Source organism: Paenibacillus sp. 22594 (assembly GCF_052044425.1).
GTDB lineage: Bacteria > Bacillota > Bacilli > Paenibacillales > Paenibacillaceae > Paenibacillus_AQ.
The window spans coordinates 1,437,870-1,455,510 of sequence record NZ_JBQENA010000001.1 but is presented as its reverse complement, the minus strand read 5'-3'; the positions used below and the strand labels follow the sequence as shown (position 1 = coordinate 1,455,510).

Genomic DNA, 17,641 nt, shown 5'->3' with positions numbered 1-17,641 from the left:
TATGACCGGCTATGAGTGAGTACATAACATCAATTTACAGTAGCTATCCAATCCATAGCAGGTTATACTTCCGATAGAATAGCTGCTTTCGCTTGATAAGCTTAATTGGGAAGTCATTACTACCGATATAGGAAGTATAGACAGCAGAATAGGCTGCTGGACCCAAACTTGTGAACATCGTGTTACATATAATATGTTGAGCCAAGTCATGGGTTGGACCTGAGTAAAGACTGTACTCTTAATGCTCTGCTTGCAAAGCCGTGCAAGTATTATTTTTAAGTGATATGGAAATAGTTGGATACTAATAGCAGTAGATCCGTTTTCCGGCAACTTTGGGGAGAACACTGGGATGGTGATTATGAATGAACAGCAATTATATAAATGCAGAGAAAGAAATAGAGATCTATACAGGCAATGATCTTGGATTGACCTATACTGCGGATTACAGCCTCTTCAAAGTATGGGTGCCCACAGCCTTCACCGTGTCGCTGGTATTGTATGATACCGGGGGGAATGGGATAGAAACCGTGAACTATGGTGGCCGGGACAGCGGCCGTATCGTGAATATGCAGCGTCAGGAGGGTGGGATCTGGCAGGCCCGTCTCTCTGGGGATTTGAAAGGCAAATATTATATGTACCGTGCCGTTTTTGAAGACGGAACGATTAAAGAGGCAGCGGACCCTTATGCTAAGGCGGTATCAGCCAACGGTATACGATCAGCCATTGTGGACTTGCGTGGCACCGATCCGGAAGCTTGGCTCTTAGATAGGTCACCTGCTCTGCCTCATCCTGCTGATGCCGTGATCTATGAGCTGCATGTACGGGACTTCTCTTCGTCAGAGGACTCTGGGATGCTGCATAAAGGCAAATTCAAGGCTTTTACTGAATTCGGGCTGCGGGATCCTGAGGGACATGCAATGGGCATTGATCATTTGAAGGAGCTAGGCATTACCCATGTGCATCTGCTTCCCGTATTTGATTTTCAGACCATCAATGAACTCGGAGCAGACAGCAGAAGAGGAGCGGAGCCGTATTTCACCGAATACAACTGGGGATATGATCCTCAGCACTATAACGTTCCGGAAGGTTCGTACAGCACCAATCCGTCAGATCCGGAAACCCGCATTCGTGAGATGAAGGAAATGGTGCAGGCACTGCACAGTAAAGGGATATCCGTGATTATGGATGTGGTATACAACCATACCTATTCTGTGGAAAAAGGACCTTTTCAGCCGTTGGTTCCCGATTATTTCTATCGGCATGACTATAACGGCCGCCTCTCCAATGGTTCCGGTGTCGGCAATGAGCTGGCCACGGAACGGCCGATGGTCCGCAAGTATATTAAGGATTCATTGGCCTACTGGGCTTCCGAATATCACATTGACGGGTTCCGTTTTGATCTCATGGGACTGATGGACAGTGTAACCATGCGTGAACTTACGGAAGAACTGCGTCTGGAGATCAACCCGAATCTGCTGCTCTACGGTGAGCCGTGGACCGGCGGGGATTCTCCGCTAGCTACCAAAACACTAAAAGGTGTGCAAAAGGGCAAGGGATATGCTGTTTTCAATGACAACTTCCGGTCTGCAATCAAAGGCGACAGCGATGGCTGGGGCAAAGGCTTCGTAACCGGGGAATATGGCAAGGAAGGTGCGGTTGCTTCCGGAATCAAGGGAGCTATTCATGAATTTACCGATTCCCCGGTGGAAACGGTGAATTATGTTACCGCACACGATAATTTGAATCTGTGGGATAAGGTACTTGCCACGCAAGGCCTGCGCCAGGCGGCCAAGCTGCCGGAACTGGAGAATGGACGGCTGAAGAACGGTGGTGCGTTGGAAGCAGCAATTGCCGAAGCCGATCCTTACTTCGCGGTTGACCGGCAGGATGTTCTCGGCGATGAGACTGTACGGCGGTCTCTGCTGGCGAGCGGGATCATTCTGACTTCACAGGGCATTCCCTTTCTGCAAGCCGGTGATGAATTCCTGCGTAGCAAATACGGTGACCACAACAGCTACCGGAGCCCCGACGCCATCAATGCCATCCGTTGGGTGAACAAAGCAAAGTTTCTTCCTGTCTTTGAGTACTACAAAGGACTTATTGCGCTGCGGAGCAACCATCCGGCCTTCAGGCTGCATGGACGCCAGGAGATCGAGCGTTCGCTGGAATTCCTCCGCTGTGACGGCGGAGTGGTCTCCTATCTGCTCAAGAATAACGCCGGCGGTGACGTTTGGAACAATATCGTGGTGATTTTTAATGCAAATTCCGGGCCGATCAGCCATAAGCTCCCCGAAACGGATGGCTGCTGGAATATCGTTGTGGACCATACCTCTGCAGGAATAGATGCCTTCCGTACTGTCGAGGGTGCAGAGGTAGAGCTTGAAGGGTTGTCCATGATGGTCCTCTATGATAAATACGGTCAGCCTGAGCCAAGGTCCAAAATCATTGAAATCCACTATGAACGTCCGGATGGTGATTACCGGGGCTGGAACCTATGGTTGTGGGGTACAGGCATCCAGGATGGACAGTGCGATTTCCGGGAGATGGAAAATGGCCATGCTGTAGCGCGGATCGAAGTGCTTCCAGAGACTACGTCGGTAGGCTACATTCTGAGGTTGAATGACTGGGAAGAGAAGGACGGGGCCGGAGACCGCTTCATCGACTGCTCCGGCAGCGAGGAGCCAGTTAAGGTAACCATCTGTGAACGATTGCAGGAGAACAGCGGGGGGAAGGATGATCCGCTGCAGCTCTCCAGTTAAGATACAAAAAAAGAGCTGTTCTGTACGGCAACCCATCAGTGGGCCGTCAGAATAGCTCTTTTTGTCAAGATATAAGAATTTAGTTTTGACTTGGAATATCAGTTATATGTCCTCTGGCGCCAATGCTCCCCCTTGCAGGATTAGCTTATTTGGGCTGGTCCGAATATTCTTCATCCACAAACTCGCTGTACAGATTAGCTTCGTTGCCGCCGTGATTCTTGGAGCGGTACATTGCCAGGTCGGCAGCCCGGAGCAATGCATTAATACTGTTGCCGTGCTGCGGGTACAGCGCTACTCCTATGCTGGCTGATGTATGGAAGCTGGAGCCTTGGTTGATCGACCAGGATTTATTGAAGAGCTGCAGCAGCCGGTCCAGGATCTCATCGAGCATCTTAGGGCTGGTAAAACGGTGCAGCACCACCGCGAACTCGTCTCCTCCGATCCGGAAAGCCTGGCCTGACCCCTTGACGGTCTGCTGCAGCTCACGTGAGAGCAATTGCAGGAATTCATCTCCGGCCAGATGGCCGAGAGTATCATTCAACTGCTTGAACCGGTCACAGTCGAGCAGGGCCAGCGCAATATTCTGTTTGCGTTCCTCCGGCTGATTGATCAGATTCTCCATGTACATTTTGAAATGGGCTCTGTTAGGAATTGCAGTCAGATGGTCATAAAAGGCCAGCTTGTGCAGGCGTTCCTCATATTGCTTCCGCTGGGTGATTTCACGCGATACCAGCATGAACTGCGCCGGAAAAGCACCGCTGCCCTTAATCGGGGTAACCTTTGTTTCAAGCCATACCCAGTGTCCCTCAACTGAACGCATCCGCAGCTCGGAAATCCGCGGGGTAGCCTGTACCACGCTTTTGAGCTTCGCCCAGGTAATCTCCGCTTCCCGGATATAATTGGAGAGCGGAACCCCCTTAGACGGGATATATCCGAGCAGGCCGGAATGGGAAGGGGAAGCATACAAGATCAACCCGTTAGGATCCGTCAAAATAATAAAGTCGGACATTGTCTCCCCAATCAATTGATACAGGGACTTCTCCTCAAGCATTTCATTTTGAAGGGTAATCAGCTTGCGGCAGAGATAAATTATAACGAGCACCAACAAAAACAAGAATAAAGAGTATAACGCAAACAGCGAGCTTTTTTTATCCCGGAATTCCTGTGTTACCTGCCGTGCATAGCCGTCAATCAATTGCTCGGATTTGTCTAGAGGGTCACGGACTTGCTCCAGCAGCCCATTGGTTTGGAGTGGAGAGAAAGATTCGGGGTTCCAGTTGCTCTGCACCCGCTGTGAGATAAGTTCCCTGCCTGTATCCTTCCAGGTTTGAAAAGGGCCTTCGACGTCTTTCAATACATTTTTGAGCTGAGTAAGCTGCAGTTCACTCTGCTTCATCCCGCTGAACGGATTCTCCACGGAGTTGATATTATAGCTGGCCATGCTAAGACGCTGCTTCGCCTGGGCATTGTTTTCTTCAAAATCCTGAGACAGTTTGCTGCGCTCCTCGCTGGTAATATTTGCGTTTATAGCAGTATGGAGGGCTAAGGCAGACTGGTACAGGTCGCGGTCGGCATTCAGAATAAGCTCGGAATTCTGATACACATCGTTATATAAGGAAGCTGACAATTTGTTCATTGTGTTGTTTAAATATAGGAGGGAAGCAATACTGATACCCACCAGAAGAACGGAGATAGCGGCAAATAAAAGGATTAGTCTGCGTGTGTTTTTGATCTCGGGAAAACCTGCCACTTCATCCACCCCCTGCAAAAACTATTAAGTATTCTACAATGCTGTCTAATAACACACTAAGGTATATCCATAAGTGGACCTTTTGCTTGTGTGAGCAGGATAATGAAGAGATTGTGATCCAAGCGAGTCATACAGAGCAGGGGAAGAATAAGGTGGCAGGAATGGGAATCTCCCGGTATGATCGAAGTTTCTTCTCATCAGTATAAAGGAAGCACTTATGTTGAGCAATCGCCTGGGTAAAAGTGGATATAGCTTAATAATCTCCAGACTCCGGAAGCTTCGGCTCAGGTTCAGATCCGTGATCCGGGGGAAATTTGTCTTGAAATCTCAGATTTATGGTCGCGAAACATAAATCCTTATTATAAAAAAAGATTATGTATAGCCTGCTTCCTTATAGATATTCCAGCCCTTGAGTCCTATTACCCAACTTTTCCGCAAACGATACCCTCTCTGATTAATAATCCGCATAGAAGGGTGCAGGGTCATAGGCATAACGCAGCATTCCAGGCAAAAAAAAGCCGGAATTCTCCCAAAAAAAGCCACAAACCTCCAAAAAAGAGGCTTGCGGCTGTATGTCTTGCATAAACATGGGTAAAACCAACTATAGTCTATTCATTGTGCAGGGCGTAGATAGGGCGCATTCTTGCCGCTTTGTTCGCAGGCATCATTCCAAATACCACACCGATAAACAAAGAGAACAGGAATGAGATGATCACCATGTTCCAGGAGGTGGCTACATTCATTGAGGTGTAATGTCCAACCGCCCAGCTGATGCCTAGTCCCAATCCGACACCAATCAAACCGCCAAATCCGCTGAGTACAATAGACTCGATCATAAACTGTATCAGAATATTGATCTTCTTGGCGCCGATTGCTTTGCGGATACTGTTCCTTATCTTTCTCGCTGAAACGGAAAATATCAAATCCGGCAGAACGCCCGCTGAAAATGATTCCTGAAATACGTCTTGAAGCTTAAGGGAAGCTTAAAAGAAGATAAAAAATTGGCCCGGATTTGTCCCGCTTGTCAAAACGGCTAATTTTGCATATAATATATAAACATATCTTCTTAAGCAGAAGATGCGATTGATTCAGCAGCATCCATGATAAATGCAGTGATGGAGAAGAGTACGCAGTGCCTGGCTTACAGGGAGGAGACGCCGTTGATTGAGAGCGTTTCTAGGAAGCAGAGCTGCCGAAGTTCACTCCGGAGCAGTTCCTTGAATTTCTTTCAAGCCGTGCTTGATGGAGAGCGTAGGGGAAACCGGCCGCAGACCGTTATTTCTGCTAAAGTGAGACAGGTCTATGTCATGCCGAAAGCAGGAATAATGCTATTAGGGATGTTCATCAGGCAGTCTAACAAGGGTGGTACCACGGTCTTTTCGTCCCTTACCGGGAGGAAAGGCCTTTTTTTGTTGCAAATAGGACAACACCATGATAAGGGGGCAGTACACGGCCATGAAAGAGAAGCTTGAAGCATTGAAGGTCGAAGCGTTAGGGAAGCTGAAGGAAGTTACCGATCCGCAGGTTCTGAATGATTTGCGTGTAAAGTACTTGGGTAAAAAAGGCGAACTTACAGAGGTTCTGCGCGGTATGGGCGGACTCAGCGCGGAGGAGCGCCCGGTGATCGGCCAGGTAGCCAATCTGGTGCGGGGCGCCATTGAGGAAATTATCGAAGCCAAACAGGAGGCCTTCCAGCAGCAGGAGACACAAAACCGCTTGAATGCGGAAAAAGTGGATGTAACCCTGCCGGGCCGCAGTCTGCCGCAAGGCGGGATTCATCCGCTGAGCCGGGTGGTTCAGGAGATCGAGGATATTTTCATCGGCATGGGTTACCAGGTGGCGGAAGGGCCAGAGGTGGAAACGGATTACTATAACTTTGAAGCGCTCAACCTGCCGAAGAACCATCCGGCCCGCGATATGCAGGATTCCTTCTATTTGACGGAGGATATCCTCATGCGCACGCAGACTTCACCGGTTCAGGTCCGCACTATGCAGGCGATGAAGGGCGAAGCCCCTGTCAAAATCATCTGTCCCGGCAAGGTATTCCGACGCGATGACGATGATGCAACCCACTCCTTCCAGTTCCATCAGATCGAGGGTCTGGTGATTGACCGTCATATCCGCATGAGCGATCTGAAGGGCACGCTGCAGCAGTTTGCCAAAGAAATGTTCGGGCCACACGCGGGCATCCGCTTGCGTCCAAGCTTCTTCCCGTTCACCGAGCCGAGTGTTGAGGTGGATGTGAGCTGCTTCAAATGTGGTGGAGACGGCTGCCGTCTGTGCAAGCAGAGCGGTTGGCTGGAAATCCTCGGCGCCGGCATGGTTCACCCGAACGTGCTGGAAATGGGCGGCTATGATCCTGCCGAGTACAGCGGCTTCGCCTTCGGTATGGGTGTCGAACGGATAGCAATGCTGAAGTACGGTATTGATGACATCCGTCATTTCTACACGAATGATATGGCTTTTGTGAAGCAGTTCAAAGGGATTTAATTTTTTGGCGGGTGAGAGGCTGGGCGGGCAGGATCAGCTATCGATGATCTTTGTTTCTGTTTTATCAATCTGTAAAAAATGGACCGGAGGGGAAGTTTGGAACTGGAGGAGCGAACGCGTCCGCCTTTAGGTTTGGATTTCTACCGCGATCAGCGGTTTAAATCAGGAAATCTAAACCTAACAGCGGCCGGAAGTCCAAATATTCCCCGCAGGGACCCTATTAACAGTATGATTTTAAAACGGAAGTACAGAGATCCAATGCTGCTCACTGTTTCCGCATTGCCAAGTAAACCCGGCACGTAGATAAATACATCTGAAACAAAAGGAAGTGTGCGAATATGAAAGTATCAACCTCCTGGCTCACGGATTATATATCGCTTGAGGGCGTTACCGCAGATGAGCTGGCAGAGAAAATTACGACCGCCGGCATCGAGATCGACGGTGTGGAGCGCCGCAACAAAGGCCTTTCCGGCATCGTGGTCGGCTATGTCAAATCGAAAGAAAAGCATCCTGATGCCGATAAGCTGAATGTATGCATCGTAGATGCAGGACAAGACGAGGATCTGCAGATTGTCTGCGGAGCCAAGAACGTGGCCGCTGGACAAAAGGTTCCGGTAGCACTGGTGGGTGCCAAGTTGCCCGGTCTGGATATCAAAAAAGCCAAGCTTCGCGGCGTATTGTCGCAGGGGATGATCTGTTCCGCCAAGGAGCTGGGGCTGAACGATAAATTGCTGCCCAAGGAACTGCAGGAGGGCATTCTGGTGCTGCCTGAGGACACCGAAATCGGTCAGGACATTCTGAAGGTGCTGGATCTGAATGATGAGGTTCTGGACTTCGATCTGACGCCTAACCGTTCAGATTGTCTAAGCATGATTGGTGCCGCCTACGAAGTAAGCGCAATTCTCGGACGTGAGCTTAAGCTGCCTGATCCGGCAGCTGATCTGGTAGAATCGGGTGGCTCGGCCTCCGACTCCATCTCCGTCCGGATAGAGGACAAAGACTATTGCACGAATTATTCGGTTCGCTACATTGCCGGAGTGAAGACTGCCCCATCCCCGCTCTGGATTCAGAACCGCCTGATGGCAGCGGGGGTCCGTCCGATTAATAACATCGTGGACATCACCAACTATGTGATGATGGAGTACGGACAGCCGCTGCATGCATTTGACGGCGACAAAGTGGAAGGCGGCATCCTGGGGGTGCGGTTTGCCAAGGACGGCGAGATTCTGACCACGCTTGACGGGCAGGAGCGCAAGCTGGAGCCTCAAATGCTGGTGATTGCCGATGGGGTGAAGGCTGTGGGTCTGGCCGGAGTCATGGGCGGACTGCAGACTGAAGTAACAGATGAAACCATCAATATTGTACTGGAGTCGGCCAAGTTCGACGGCGGGACGGTCCGCAAAACCTCACGCCAGCTGGGTCTGCGCTCCGAAGCTTCCCTGCGCTTCGAGAAAGAAGTCGATCCGAATGCCGTGATCTCTGCATTGAACCGTGCGGCTTCCCTGATAGCCCGATATGCCGGAGGTTCTGTGCACGAGGGTATTGTGCAGGCTGGGACGGGGACTGCGGAAGAGAAGGTACTCACCTTATCCATGGAGAAGCTGAACCGTTATCTCGGTACAGAACTGTCACTGCTGGAAGTGAAGACTTTGTTCAGCCGTCTGCACTTCAAGTGCGGAGATGCGGGACAGGAGCTCGTAGAGGTGCAGGTTCCGACAAGACGTGGTGATATCAGCTATGATGTCGATCTGATTGAAGAAATTGCCCGGTTATACGGCTATGACAATATCCCTACAACTTTGATTGAGGGTGTGACTACACCTGGAGCGCTGACCAGCGAGCAGTCCCAGCGCCGTGAACTGCGCCGTCTGCTGGCACATGGGGGCTATCAGGAGGTTATGGGGTATTCCTTCATTCAACCGGAGCAAAGCAAGCTTTTCCCGGCGCTTGCTGAAGGCAAGCTTTCTGTCAAGCTGGCGATGCCGATGAGCGAGGACCGCAGTGTGCTGCGCACCAGTCTGATTCCACAGCTGCTGGAAATTGCCCGCTATAACACGAACCGCCGTCAAAGTGATCTGGCGCTGTTCGAAATTGGGAATGTGTTCTTCACAGACGAAGAGCAGCTCACCCGTCAGCCCCGTGAGCTGCCGGTGCTCGGACTTCTGCTGAGTGGAAGCCGTGCGTCCAAGCAATGGAATGTAGCAGTGCAGCCTGTGGACTTCTTCGACCTGAAGGGTGCGGTGGAAACTGTATTTAGCCACTTGGGCCTTGCGGACAGCGTGGTTTATGAAGGCGATGCTCCTGAGGATTACCACCCGGGGCGTTCGGCTTCGATATACTTGCAGGGTACCGAAGGCCGGGTGAAGCTGGGAACGCTTGGACAGCTTCATCCAGAGCTGCAGCGCGGGTTGGATCTGGAAGATACGTACGTGGCGGAGCTGCTGCTTCAGCCGCTCTACAGCAACGCACGCACCAATATACAGTACACTGAGCTGCAGCGCTTCCCGGGCATGGAGCGGGATATCGCAGTTGTGGTGGATTCTGCAGTGCCTGCAGGTCACCTGCTGGCTTCCATCCGTGAGAACGGCGGAACTCTGCTGCAGAATGTTCAGGTATTTGATGTGTACACTGGCGGCAAGATGGAGAGCGGCAAGAAGAGCGTAGCCATTTCCCTGCTCTACCGCCATACCGATCACACACTGACCGACGAAGAAGTTGTAGAAGTTCATGATAGGGTCGTATCAGCACTTCAGCAAACTTTTGGCGCAGAATTAAGAAAGTAGCAGGAATTGTGCAAAGCCGCAGCGAATCCATTTACAAACGGAGTTCGCTGCGGCTTTTTTCTAACCCTTGGAGCTACGGCGGCTACCGGCAGAATCTATGAATGAACGGCTTTTTGGCAAAAGAGAATAAATGACGCTACAATAGGAGCAGGGATACCAGCTTAGAATCCGCACACATACAAAGGAGGGCACAACTGTGGCTATGGACCGGACTCGTGTCGCCGTGGAGATATATGGAACATCTTATAAACTTGTAGGAAGCAGCACTGAATATATGAAACAGGTTGCCCGCTATGTAGACGAGCATATGCGCGCAATCTCCAAATCACATTCCCAATTGGATACTCCGCGGATCGCGGTGCTTGCTGCCGTGCATATGGCGGAGCAGGCCATCCAGGTGCAGGACTTTAAGAATGAGTTGAATATGCTGACCGGAGAGCGTACGGAACTGCGTATTGAAGTCACACGCCTTACGGAAGCGCAGAAGGAGCGGCAGGAAGAGTACGAACGGATGGAGGCGGCAGCCAAGGAGGAGGCCGCCCGTCTGATTGCCGCTGCCGAAGAGGAGCGCAGGCGGCACCTGGAGATCCAGGAGCAGGAGCGGAAGCTGCATGCCGAGGCGCTGCTGGAAGCGGAGACGGCTGCAGCTGCTGCCCGCGAGCTGCTGGCTGAAGAGCTTAAGGCGCGTGAAGCGGAGCTGTTGACCCTGCGCGAGAGCTATGAGCAGGAGCAGACTGCTGCCCGTGAGAGCCGCCGGCAGGAGCTTGCTGCCGCTGAGGCGGCCCGTCTGCAGCAGCTTGAAGAACTGAAAGCTGCTCACCTCAAGGAACTGCAGACCCTGCGCGAGACATTGGAGCGGGAGAAGGCGGAAACGCTATCCCAGCTTGAAATGGAGCTCACGCAGACCCGGGAGTCGCTCGGAGGCGAGATTGTGGAGATCCGCTCGTCACTCAGCAAGGAGCTGGCGGATACCAAGTCTGCACTGGAGAAGGAGCTCACAGAGGAGCGCGAGGCGCTCCAGAAGGAGCTTGCCAAGAATAAGGAACTGCGGCAGTCGCAAGGCACGCAGGAGCATCGGCACAAGCAGCAAGTACTGGAGCTGGAGAAGCAGCTTGGTGAGCTGCGCGGCGGCACCGGGCAGCTGCAGTCCAGGCTGCGTGCAGCCGAAGCTGGCCTGAAGGGCGAGCGTGATGCACGTATGACCCTGCTGGCTCAATACGAAGCGGTGCTGAAGCGCGAGGAGCAGCTGACAGAAGAGCTTCATACCGCCGCACAGCAGGGAACATTGCAGCATGAAGAGCTGGAGAACCTGCGCCAGCGTCATGAGGCCGTGCAGAACGAAGCGGCAGGGCTTAGAACTTCGCTGCAGGAAACTGCGGAGAGCCTGAGCCGGATGCAGGAAGAGCTGCGTTCTGCTAATGAACTCGGAGACCTGCTCAGTGACGAACTGGGAGAATTGCGCCAGCGTTATGAGGTGAAGCAGGAAGAAGCTTCAACGCTTCGCCATTCCCTCGCTGAAGCTAAGGCCAGCCTGCATCAGCTGCAAGGTCAGTTCACCCAGTCCGCAGCGGAAGCGGCAGACTGGAAAGAGCTTGCCGACAAGCATATGGAGGATATCGGGGAGCTGGAGATGAAGCTGCTGGAAGCGGAAGAGAAGTCTTTAGCTCTGCAGCGTGAGATCGATACGCTGCGGGGGCAAGCGGACGGCATGGTGCAGCAGCTTGACCATGAATCCGGACTACGGGCCGAGGCGGAGACCGAAAGCCGTCAGCATCGCGAAGAAGCTGAAGCCTCCCGTAAGGAACTGGTAGCGCTCCGCGGACGTTATGAGGAGCTTATCGCGCAGTATGATGAGGTGCTGCAGGACGGTGAACAGCTGAAAGAAAGATACGAGCTTTTGGAGGCGGAAGGTGAAGAAAATGCCCGCCGTCTGGAAGAGCTGTATGAGGCTGGGCGGGAAGCCGCCGCTGCGGCGGTGGAGCAGCAGGAAGCGCTGCGGGAAACCCGCGAGGTGGAAGCTTCCTGGAAGCGCAAGTACGAGGAGCTTCAGCAAAATCAGCGGCTGTGGAACGAGACGGAAGCACAGCTGCGTGAGGAGATTGAGATTTGGGAGCAGGAAGCCGGCGAGGCCGAAGCGAAAACGGACTCCATGAGCCGGGAGCATGCTCAAGTCCAGCAGCAGCTTGCTGAGATCGGCGAGAACTATGAGCTGGTTCAGGGCCAATTGCGCCTGGTACAGGCACAGTTTGAACTGCGGCAGGAAGAGCTGGACAAGCTGTCAGAGGAGCATCGCAGACTTCAGGCGGAATATGCCAAGCTCCAGCGCGAATATAATGAATGGATTCAACTGATCGAACAGGACAGTTGAATAGCGGACGCATGAAGAGAAGGGGCTGTCCCAAGCAGAGGTTCTGCATGGGGAACAGCCCTTTTCTGTCTGGAAAAGATCATACGCAAATATTGCAACCGTTTACATTCCGGGTTAGGATGTGGATGAGGTGACTTGAATGGATAAAAAATGGCTGGGCGGTGTCATTGTATTATTTCTTCTGCAGGCTTATCTATTTATTGGTTTTGCAAATCATTCCGCCCGCATGGGCAACATTGTTAAGGAATTAAGCGGGCATCCGGGTGACAGTAAGCCTGGTTACCATATTGTGCTGATCGAACAGGAACGATATCACCCGTATTGGGAGATGGTTGAGAAGGGTGCAAAAGAAGCCGCAGAGAAATACGGAATTAATATTGAATTTACCGGTCCCGTCCGCAATAACATGGAGGAGCAGATCAGTCTGCTGGAAAAAGCGATTGCGGCCCGCGTGGACGCCATTATTGTACAGGGACTGAATGATGAGAAGTTCACTCCAGTGATCGATAAAGCCGTGGAGCGTGGAATTCCGGTGATTACCATTGATACCGATGCTCCGGAGAGCAAACGACTGGCTTATGTAGGGACCGATAATGTAGCAGCGGGCGAAACCCTTGGCCGCATGGTTGTGCAGACAACCGGAGGGAAAGGGAAAATCGGGGTGATCATCGGCAGTGAGTTGGCCAAAAATCAGCTACAGCGTCTGAATGGCTTAAGCCATATTGTGAAGAACTACAGCGGGCTGGAAATTGTGGATGTCCGCAGCTCCAACATTTCCCATATGGAGGCGATTCAGCAGGCTGCTGACATGCTGCGGTTGCATCCTGAAATTGATGTGATGGTGGGGACCAGCTCCACGGACGCGCTGGGGGTTCTCAAGGCTTCCAAAAGTTTAAAGAGCGGTTCGCTGACGATCATAGGCTTCGATAACCAGGAAGAGACACTCGCTGCGATAACAAGGGGCGAGATCAAAGCCACTGTGGCACAGCAACCCTTCCTTATGGGAGATACGGCTGTAAGGCTGCTTCATGAACATTTTCAGGGAACCTCGCTCCAGCGGGAATATTACACTGAGGTAAAGGTACTGGACAAATCCAATGTCCAGGAAGGGGAGAGCCTGTGAGTATCCGCAAAAAGCTGTTGCTGTGTATTCCGCTGCTTGTGTTGCTGATGAGCTCTGTTTCCTTTTTTCTGTTTGAGAGCGGGAAAAATGTGCAGGAGAGCTATCATCTGATGATGAACCGGATTTTGCTATACAAGGAAGTTTCATACGAGGTTGGGGAGACCATGCGCTCGATGAACCGTTTTATCATGCAGGTGGATGCAGACAGCTTTCCGGAGATGGAAAAGCATTTGAACGCCGTGAAGGAATTGCGGGAGAGGCTGGAGAGAGTGGAGACGATAGGCGGCAGCGATCTTCCGCTTATGAACTACCGGAATATCATTGATACGTTTCTGGACCAGGCGGAGCGGATGATTGCGGAGATTGATGATCAGGATTCCAATACGTTGGCCGGGGCTTATATCGAAACGGAGCAGACGGAAAAGTTCATCCGTGAGGAGGCGCAGGCTCTGGTTGATATGGAGCTGGATCAGTATAAGCCGATATATGAGGAGATCATGTCCACGACGGACAAGCTCAACGAGCTGGGGATTCTACTGGTTATCACTGCGGCGGTGCTGAGCATCTTTATGGCGATCTGGCTTTCGAGCAGTATAACGGGACCGATTCGCCGTCTGGTGGCGACCGCCAAGCAAATATCGAAAGGCCGGATGGATACCAAGGCTCCGGAAAGTATTAACAACGACGAAATCAGTATTTTATGCCGGGCCTTTAACGGAATGATCGATAATATCCAGGAGCTGATGGCGGAGAATATCAAGAGCCTGGAGAAGGATCGTCTGGTCAAGGAGCTGGAGCTGAAAATGCTGCAAAGCCAGATCAACCCTCACTTTCTGTTCAATACGCTGAATTCTGTTGCCAAGCTGGCTTATCTGGAAGGGGCAGCCAAAACAAGTGATCTGACCGTCTCCGTTTCGCGTCTGCTCCGATATAACCTGCAGAAGCTGGATCAGGCTGTTCCGCTGCGTGAGGAGGTGGAGCATGTTACAGAGTATATCAATATTCAAAAGGCGCGTTTTCGCGACCGGATTACCTTTGTTATGGATATTGAGGAGCAGGCGCTGGAGGGGATGATTCCTTGTCTGACGCTGCAGCCGATTTTTGAAAATGCCTTCGTGCACGGACTGGAGCAGATGGAGGAAGGGGCGGTGCTGGAGCTGTCGATCAGACATGACGGCGGACGTGTCAATATCAGGATCAGTGACAATGGCGTAGGGATGAACCGGGAGACCGTAGCCCGGCTGATGGAATCAATTCGCGAGGAAGCCCCCCGTTTTAGCGGGAAAGGCCAGTCTACCGGACTTGGCACACACAATGTATTCAAAAGGCTGCATTTATTTTTTGAAGGAGAACAGCAGATTGAAATCGACAGCAGTGAAGGGCAAGGGACAGCCGTACTGTTCAGACTGCCTTACCGCCCGTTGGTTTAAGACCTGGGAATCAGAGAGGGGAATACACGGATGTACAACCTGCTTATTGCTGATGATGAACCACTGGAACGGGAAGGCCTGGAGCTGATGATCCGGCATTTTTTTTCGGATATGTTTGAATTTCTGCATGCTGAGAATGGACGGAAGGCCATTCAGCTTGCGGAGGAGCACAGGCCGGATTTTATCTTCATGGACATCAAAATGCCGGGCATTCAGGGATTGGAGGCGGTCCGGCAAATTTCGGCTAAGCACCCTTCAGCTAAAATAGTCATGATTACTGCCCATGATTACTTTTCCTACGCAAAGGAAGGTCTGTCGCTGGGGGTGCGTGATTATTTGCTGAAGCCGGCCAGACGTGAGGAAGTAATAGAGGTACTGAAACAGCTGATTGCCGAGACACAGGAGGAGAGGCACAGGCGGAATGAACAGCTCGAACTGCAGGAGAAGCTGGCCCACCTGGTCCCGCTCGCCGAGAATGAGCTTTCCCTGATGCTGATGCTGGAATATGTGCAGGAAGTGGAGGTTGAACAGCTGGCCGGGCTGCTGAACCTGCAGTGGAGCAAAGGGTACGCCATGCTGCTGTCATTTCCCCGGCACTCAAAGGAGGAATGGAAGGACTTCCAGTTGGTCAAGCGGGATATTTACGAGGCGGTTAAGCAATTTGCAAAGTCGGGTCTGGGCTGCATCGCCGGACCTGTGATTGGCCATCAGATGGCCCTGTTTATCCCGTTGTCTCCGGGCCGTACGGGGTATTCCCAGCGTGTCAGCTCCCTGGACTGGGGGGAGCGTCTCCGCAGCCTGGCTGAGGACCGGTTTCAACTGCCGATCTCTGTCGGCATCGGGTCCATACGGGAAGGCTGGGACGGGCTTAGCCGTTCCTACCGGGAAGCAGTTCGTGTATGTGCTGACAACAACGATCCGCTGAGTGTACGCCATTTTGATGATATGATACAGAGCTCAGGCCAGACAGCCATTTCATTGGATGATGAAAAAAAACTGCTGGATGCCCTGCTGCAGCATAATAAACAGGAGGCTGTGGAGCGCTTTGGCGTATTATATGACCATTTTGAGGAAGACGGAAACCGCTCCTTTGCTGCTTTGCGCGGGGAAGTAATTGGCTTGCTGCTGTTTCTCTCCAGAGGAGTACATTTCGGTGCTAGCGCGGAGATGATTGCTACGCTTAATGCTTTGGAGGACCACAGCTCTTTGAGGGTGACGGCAGAGTCCTGGCTGGAGGCTATCTTTGACAGCCTGAGAGAAGAGCGGGAGCACAGCCGTTCCCATGTGCAGCAGCGGGCGCTCTCCTACATCAGCCAGAAATATAAAGAGGACATTTCCATGGAGCAGACAGCAGAGTATGTGAATCTGAGTCCCCATTATTTCAGTAAATTATTCAGGCAGCATGCAGGTGAAACCTTTATTGACTACATTACGCGATTAAGGATCGATGAGGCAAAACGTCTGATTTCCGAAGAGCGCTTAAGCCTCAAGGAAATCTGTTACGAGGTAGGGTATAAGGACCCGAATTACTTCAGCAGGGTCTTCAAAAAAGCTGCCGGCATGACGCCGAGCGAATTCAGACAACAGCACGAGAAGCAAAGTCCTTGTTAACCGACAAGGACTTTTTTGTGCTGTATCCCCGTTTTTTCCTATGAAAGCCGCCGGGAAGAATTTCATTACATAAGAGAACAACGGAATGCAGGCGGAAGGTAAAAGAGTGCAGGTATTGGGGGCACCGGGGCTGGAAAAAACATGCTAGAATTTTTTTGTAAGCGCAATCAAATTAATTTGACGGAGAAAAGGGGCGAAGAAAGCGTGAGAAAATACGGGAAATTGATTTCTTTAGGGATGGCTGCTTTATGGTTGACTGCCTCCCTGGCGGGCTGTGGGGTAGTCTCAAACGGAGATAATCAGAAAACGGAGGAAACAGCAGCCAACACCAAAGACGGAGGCAAAATTGTAATTGGAATGTCGATGGATACGCTGAAAGAGGAACGCTGGCAGAAGGACCGGGACATCTTCACTTCCAAAGTGGAGGAACTGGGAGGCGAAGTGAAGGTGCTGGCCGCCAATGGGGATGATGCAACGCAATTGAGCCAGGCGGAACAGCTGATCTCCCAAGGTGTGGATGTGCTTGTGGTTATTGCACACAACGCTGAAGCTACAGCTCCAATCGTAGAAAAAGCCCATAAGGAAGGCATTAAAGTGATTGCTTATGACCGTCTGATCAACAACGCAGAGGTCGATTATTACATCTCTTTTGATAATGTGCGGGTCGGGGAGTTGCAAGCCCAGGCCGTTATCGATAAAGCGCCTAAAGGCAACATCGTCTATATTGGCGGAGCTGATACCGACAATAATGCCCATATGTTTAAAGAAGGGGCCATGAATATTTTGAAGCCGCTTGAAGAAAAGGGCGATATCAAAATTGTCTATGATCAGTTCTCCAAGGACTGGAAGCCTGAAGAAGCATTGAAAAATATGGAGAATGCTCTGACTGCGAATAAGAATGACGTTCAGGGTGTGGTCGCTGCCAATGACGGAACCGCCGGCGGTTCAATTCAGGCGCTGACAGCACAGGGAATGGCTGGTAAAATCCCGGTATCCGGACAGGATGCAGATTTGGCTGCTGTCCAGCGCATCGCCGAAGGCACACAACTGATGACAGTCTACAAGCCTATCAATTCAATTGCGACCAAAGCTGCTGAAATGGCGGTAGCGGCTGCCAAAGGCGAAACTGTTTCTACTGAAAAAACAGTCAATAATGGAAAGATTGATGTTCCCTCAGTGCTGCTTGATCCACTTGCGGTCAACAAGGAGAATCTGGACGTGCTGATTAAAGATGGTTTTCACAAGCTTGAGGATGTGTATAAAAACGTTCCCAAGGACCAGTGGCCGAAACAATAAGTCAGCTTTTGCGGCAAGAGAGACGGAACGG

Annotated in this window: 10 protein-coding genes and 1 other annotated feature; of the genes, 8 read left to right on the top strand and 2 right to left on the bottom strand. The window is 51.6% G+C overall.

Features of this window, described 5'->3' with window-relative positions:
- The first annotated feature begins 362 nt into the window (after positions 1 to 362).
- On the top strand, positions 363 to 2,759 hold the full coding sequence (gene pulA / locus ACTJKB_RS06545) for a type I pullulanase (protein ID WP_440832588.1): 2,397 nt from the start codon (positions 363 to 365) through the stop codon (positions 2,757 to 2,759).
- 145 nt (positions 2,760 to 2,904) lie between these two features.
- Here pulA and ACTJKB_RS06540 read toward each other — a convergent pair whose 3' ends face one another.
- Together ACTJKB_RS06540 and ACTJKB_RS06535 are read right to left on the bottom strand one after the other, a co-directional pair.
- Entirely contained in the window at positions 2,905 to 4,395 is a 1,491-nt protein-coding gene (locus ACTJKB_RS06540; protein WP_440832586.1) for a diguanylate cyclase domain-containing protein, read from the bottom strand.
- 722 nt (positions 4,396 to 5,117) lie between these two features.
- Positions 5,118 to 5,432 carry an ABC transporter permease gene (locus ACTJKB_RS06535; RefSeq protein ID WP_440832585.1) on the bottom strand — a complete coding sequence of 105 codons (315 nt, stop codon included), beginning with the start codon at positions 5,430 to 5,432 and terminating at the stop codon, positions 5,118 to 5,120.
- Positions 5,433 to 5,612: 180 nt separating this feature from the next.
- Positions 5,613 to 5,899 (top strand) — a binding site (T-box leader).
- Between the two features lie 65 nt (positions 5,900 to 5,964).
- On the opposite strand from ACTJKB_RS06535, the gene pheS reads away from it, so the two are divergent.
- The 7 genes from pheS to xylF all read left to right on the top strand — a co-directional run bounded on the left by pheS (position 5,965) and on the right by xylF (position 17,610).
- Complete coding sequence (pheS, locus tag ACTJKB_RS06530) at positions 5,965 to 6,999, top strand: phenylalanine--tRNA ligase subunit alpha (protein ID WP_440832583.1); 1,035 nt, start codon at positions 5,965 to 5,967, stop codon at positions 6,997 to 6,999.
- 338 nt (positions 7,000 to 7,337) lie between these two features.
- Positions 7,338 to 9,782, top strand: coding sequence for a phenylalanine--tRNA ligase subunit beta (gene pheT, locus ACTJKB_RS06525; protein ID WP_440832582.1), 2,445 nt, complete (start codon positions 7,338 to 7,340; stop codon positions 9,780 to 9,782).
- A 196-nt stretch (positions 9,783 to 9,978) separates the two neighbouring features.
- Complete coding sequence (gene zapA / locus ACTJKB_RS06520) at positions 9,979 to 12,150, top strand: cell division protein ZapA (RefSeq protein WP_440832580.1); 2,172 nt, start codon at positions 9,979 to 9,981, stop codon at positions 12,148 to 12,150.
- A 139-nt stretch (positions 12,151 to 12,289) separates the two neighbouring features.
- Entirely contained in the window at positions 12,290 to 13,273 is a 984-nt protein-coding gene (locus ACTJKB_RS06515) for a sugar-binding protein (RefSeq protein ID WP_440832578.1), read from the top strand.
- Positions 13,270 to 14,703: a sensor histidine kinase gene (locus ACTJKB_RS06510; protein WP_440832576.1), complete on the top strand. Its 1,434-nt coding sequence runs from the start codon at positions 13,270 to 13,272 to the stop codon at positions 14,701 to 14,703. Before ACTJKB_RS06515 ends, ACTJKB_RS06510 begins: the two co-directional genes overlap by 4 nt.
- Positions 14,704 to 14,733: 30 nt before the next feature.
- A complete protein-coding gene (locus tag ACTJKB_RS06505; protein ID WP_440832575.1) occupies positions 14,734 to 16,314 on the top strand; it encodes a response regulator in 1,581 nt (526 codons plus the stop codon).
- A gap of 237 nt (positions 16,315 to 16,551) precedes the next feature.
- Complete coding sequence (gene xylF, locus ACTJKB_RS06500; protein WP_440832574.1) at positions 16,552 to 17,610, top strand: D-xylose ABC transporter substrate-binding protein; 1,059 nt, start codon at positions 16,552 to 16,554, stop codon at positions 17,608 to 17,610.
- The last annotated feature ends 31 nt before the right edge of the window (positions 17,611 to 17,641 follow it).

Coding starts and splice junctions, on each gene's coding strand:
- ACTJKB_RS06540 (WP_440832586.1), bottom strand. CDS start 4,395: ATGAACAAATTGTCAGCTTCCTTATATAACGATGTGTATCAGAATTCC.
- ACTJKB_RS06505 (WP_440832575.1), top strand. CDS start 14,734: ATGTACAACCTGCTTATTGCTGATGATGAACCACTGGAACGGGAAGGC.
- pulA (WP_440832588.1), top strand. CDS start 363: ATGAACAGCAATTATATAAATGCAGAGAAAGAAATAGAGATCTATACA.
- ACTJKB_RS06515 (WP_440832578.1), top strand. CDS start 12,290: ATGGATAAAAAATGGCTGGGCGGTGTCATTGTATTATTTCTTCTGCAG.
- pheT (WP_440832582.1), top strand. CDS start 7,338: ATGAAAGTATCAACCTCCTGGCTCACGGATTATATATCGCTTGAGGGC.
- pheS (WP_440832583.1), top strand. CDS start 5,965: ATGAAAGAGAAGCTTGAAGCATTGAAGGTCGAAGCGTTAGGGAAGCTG.
- xylF (WP_440832574.1), top strand. CDS start 16,552: ATGGCTGCTTTATGGTTGACTGCCTCCCTGGCGGGCTGTGGGGTAGTC.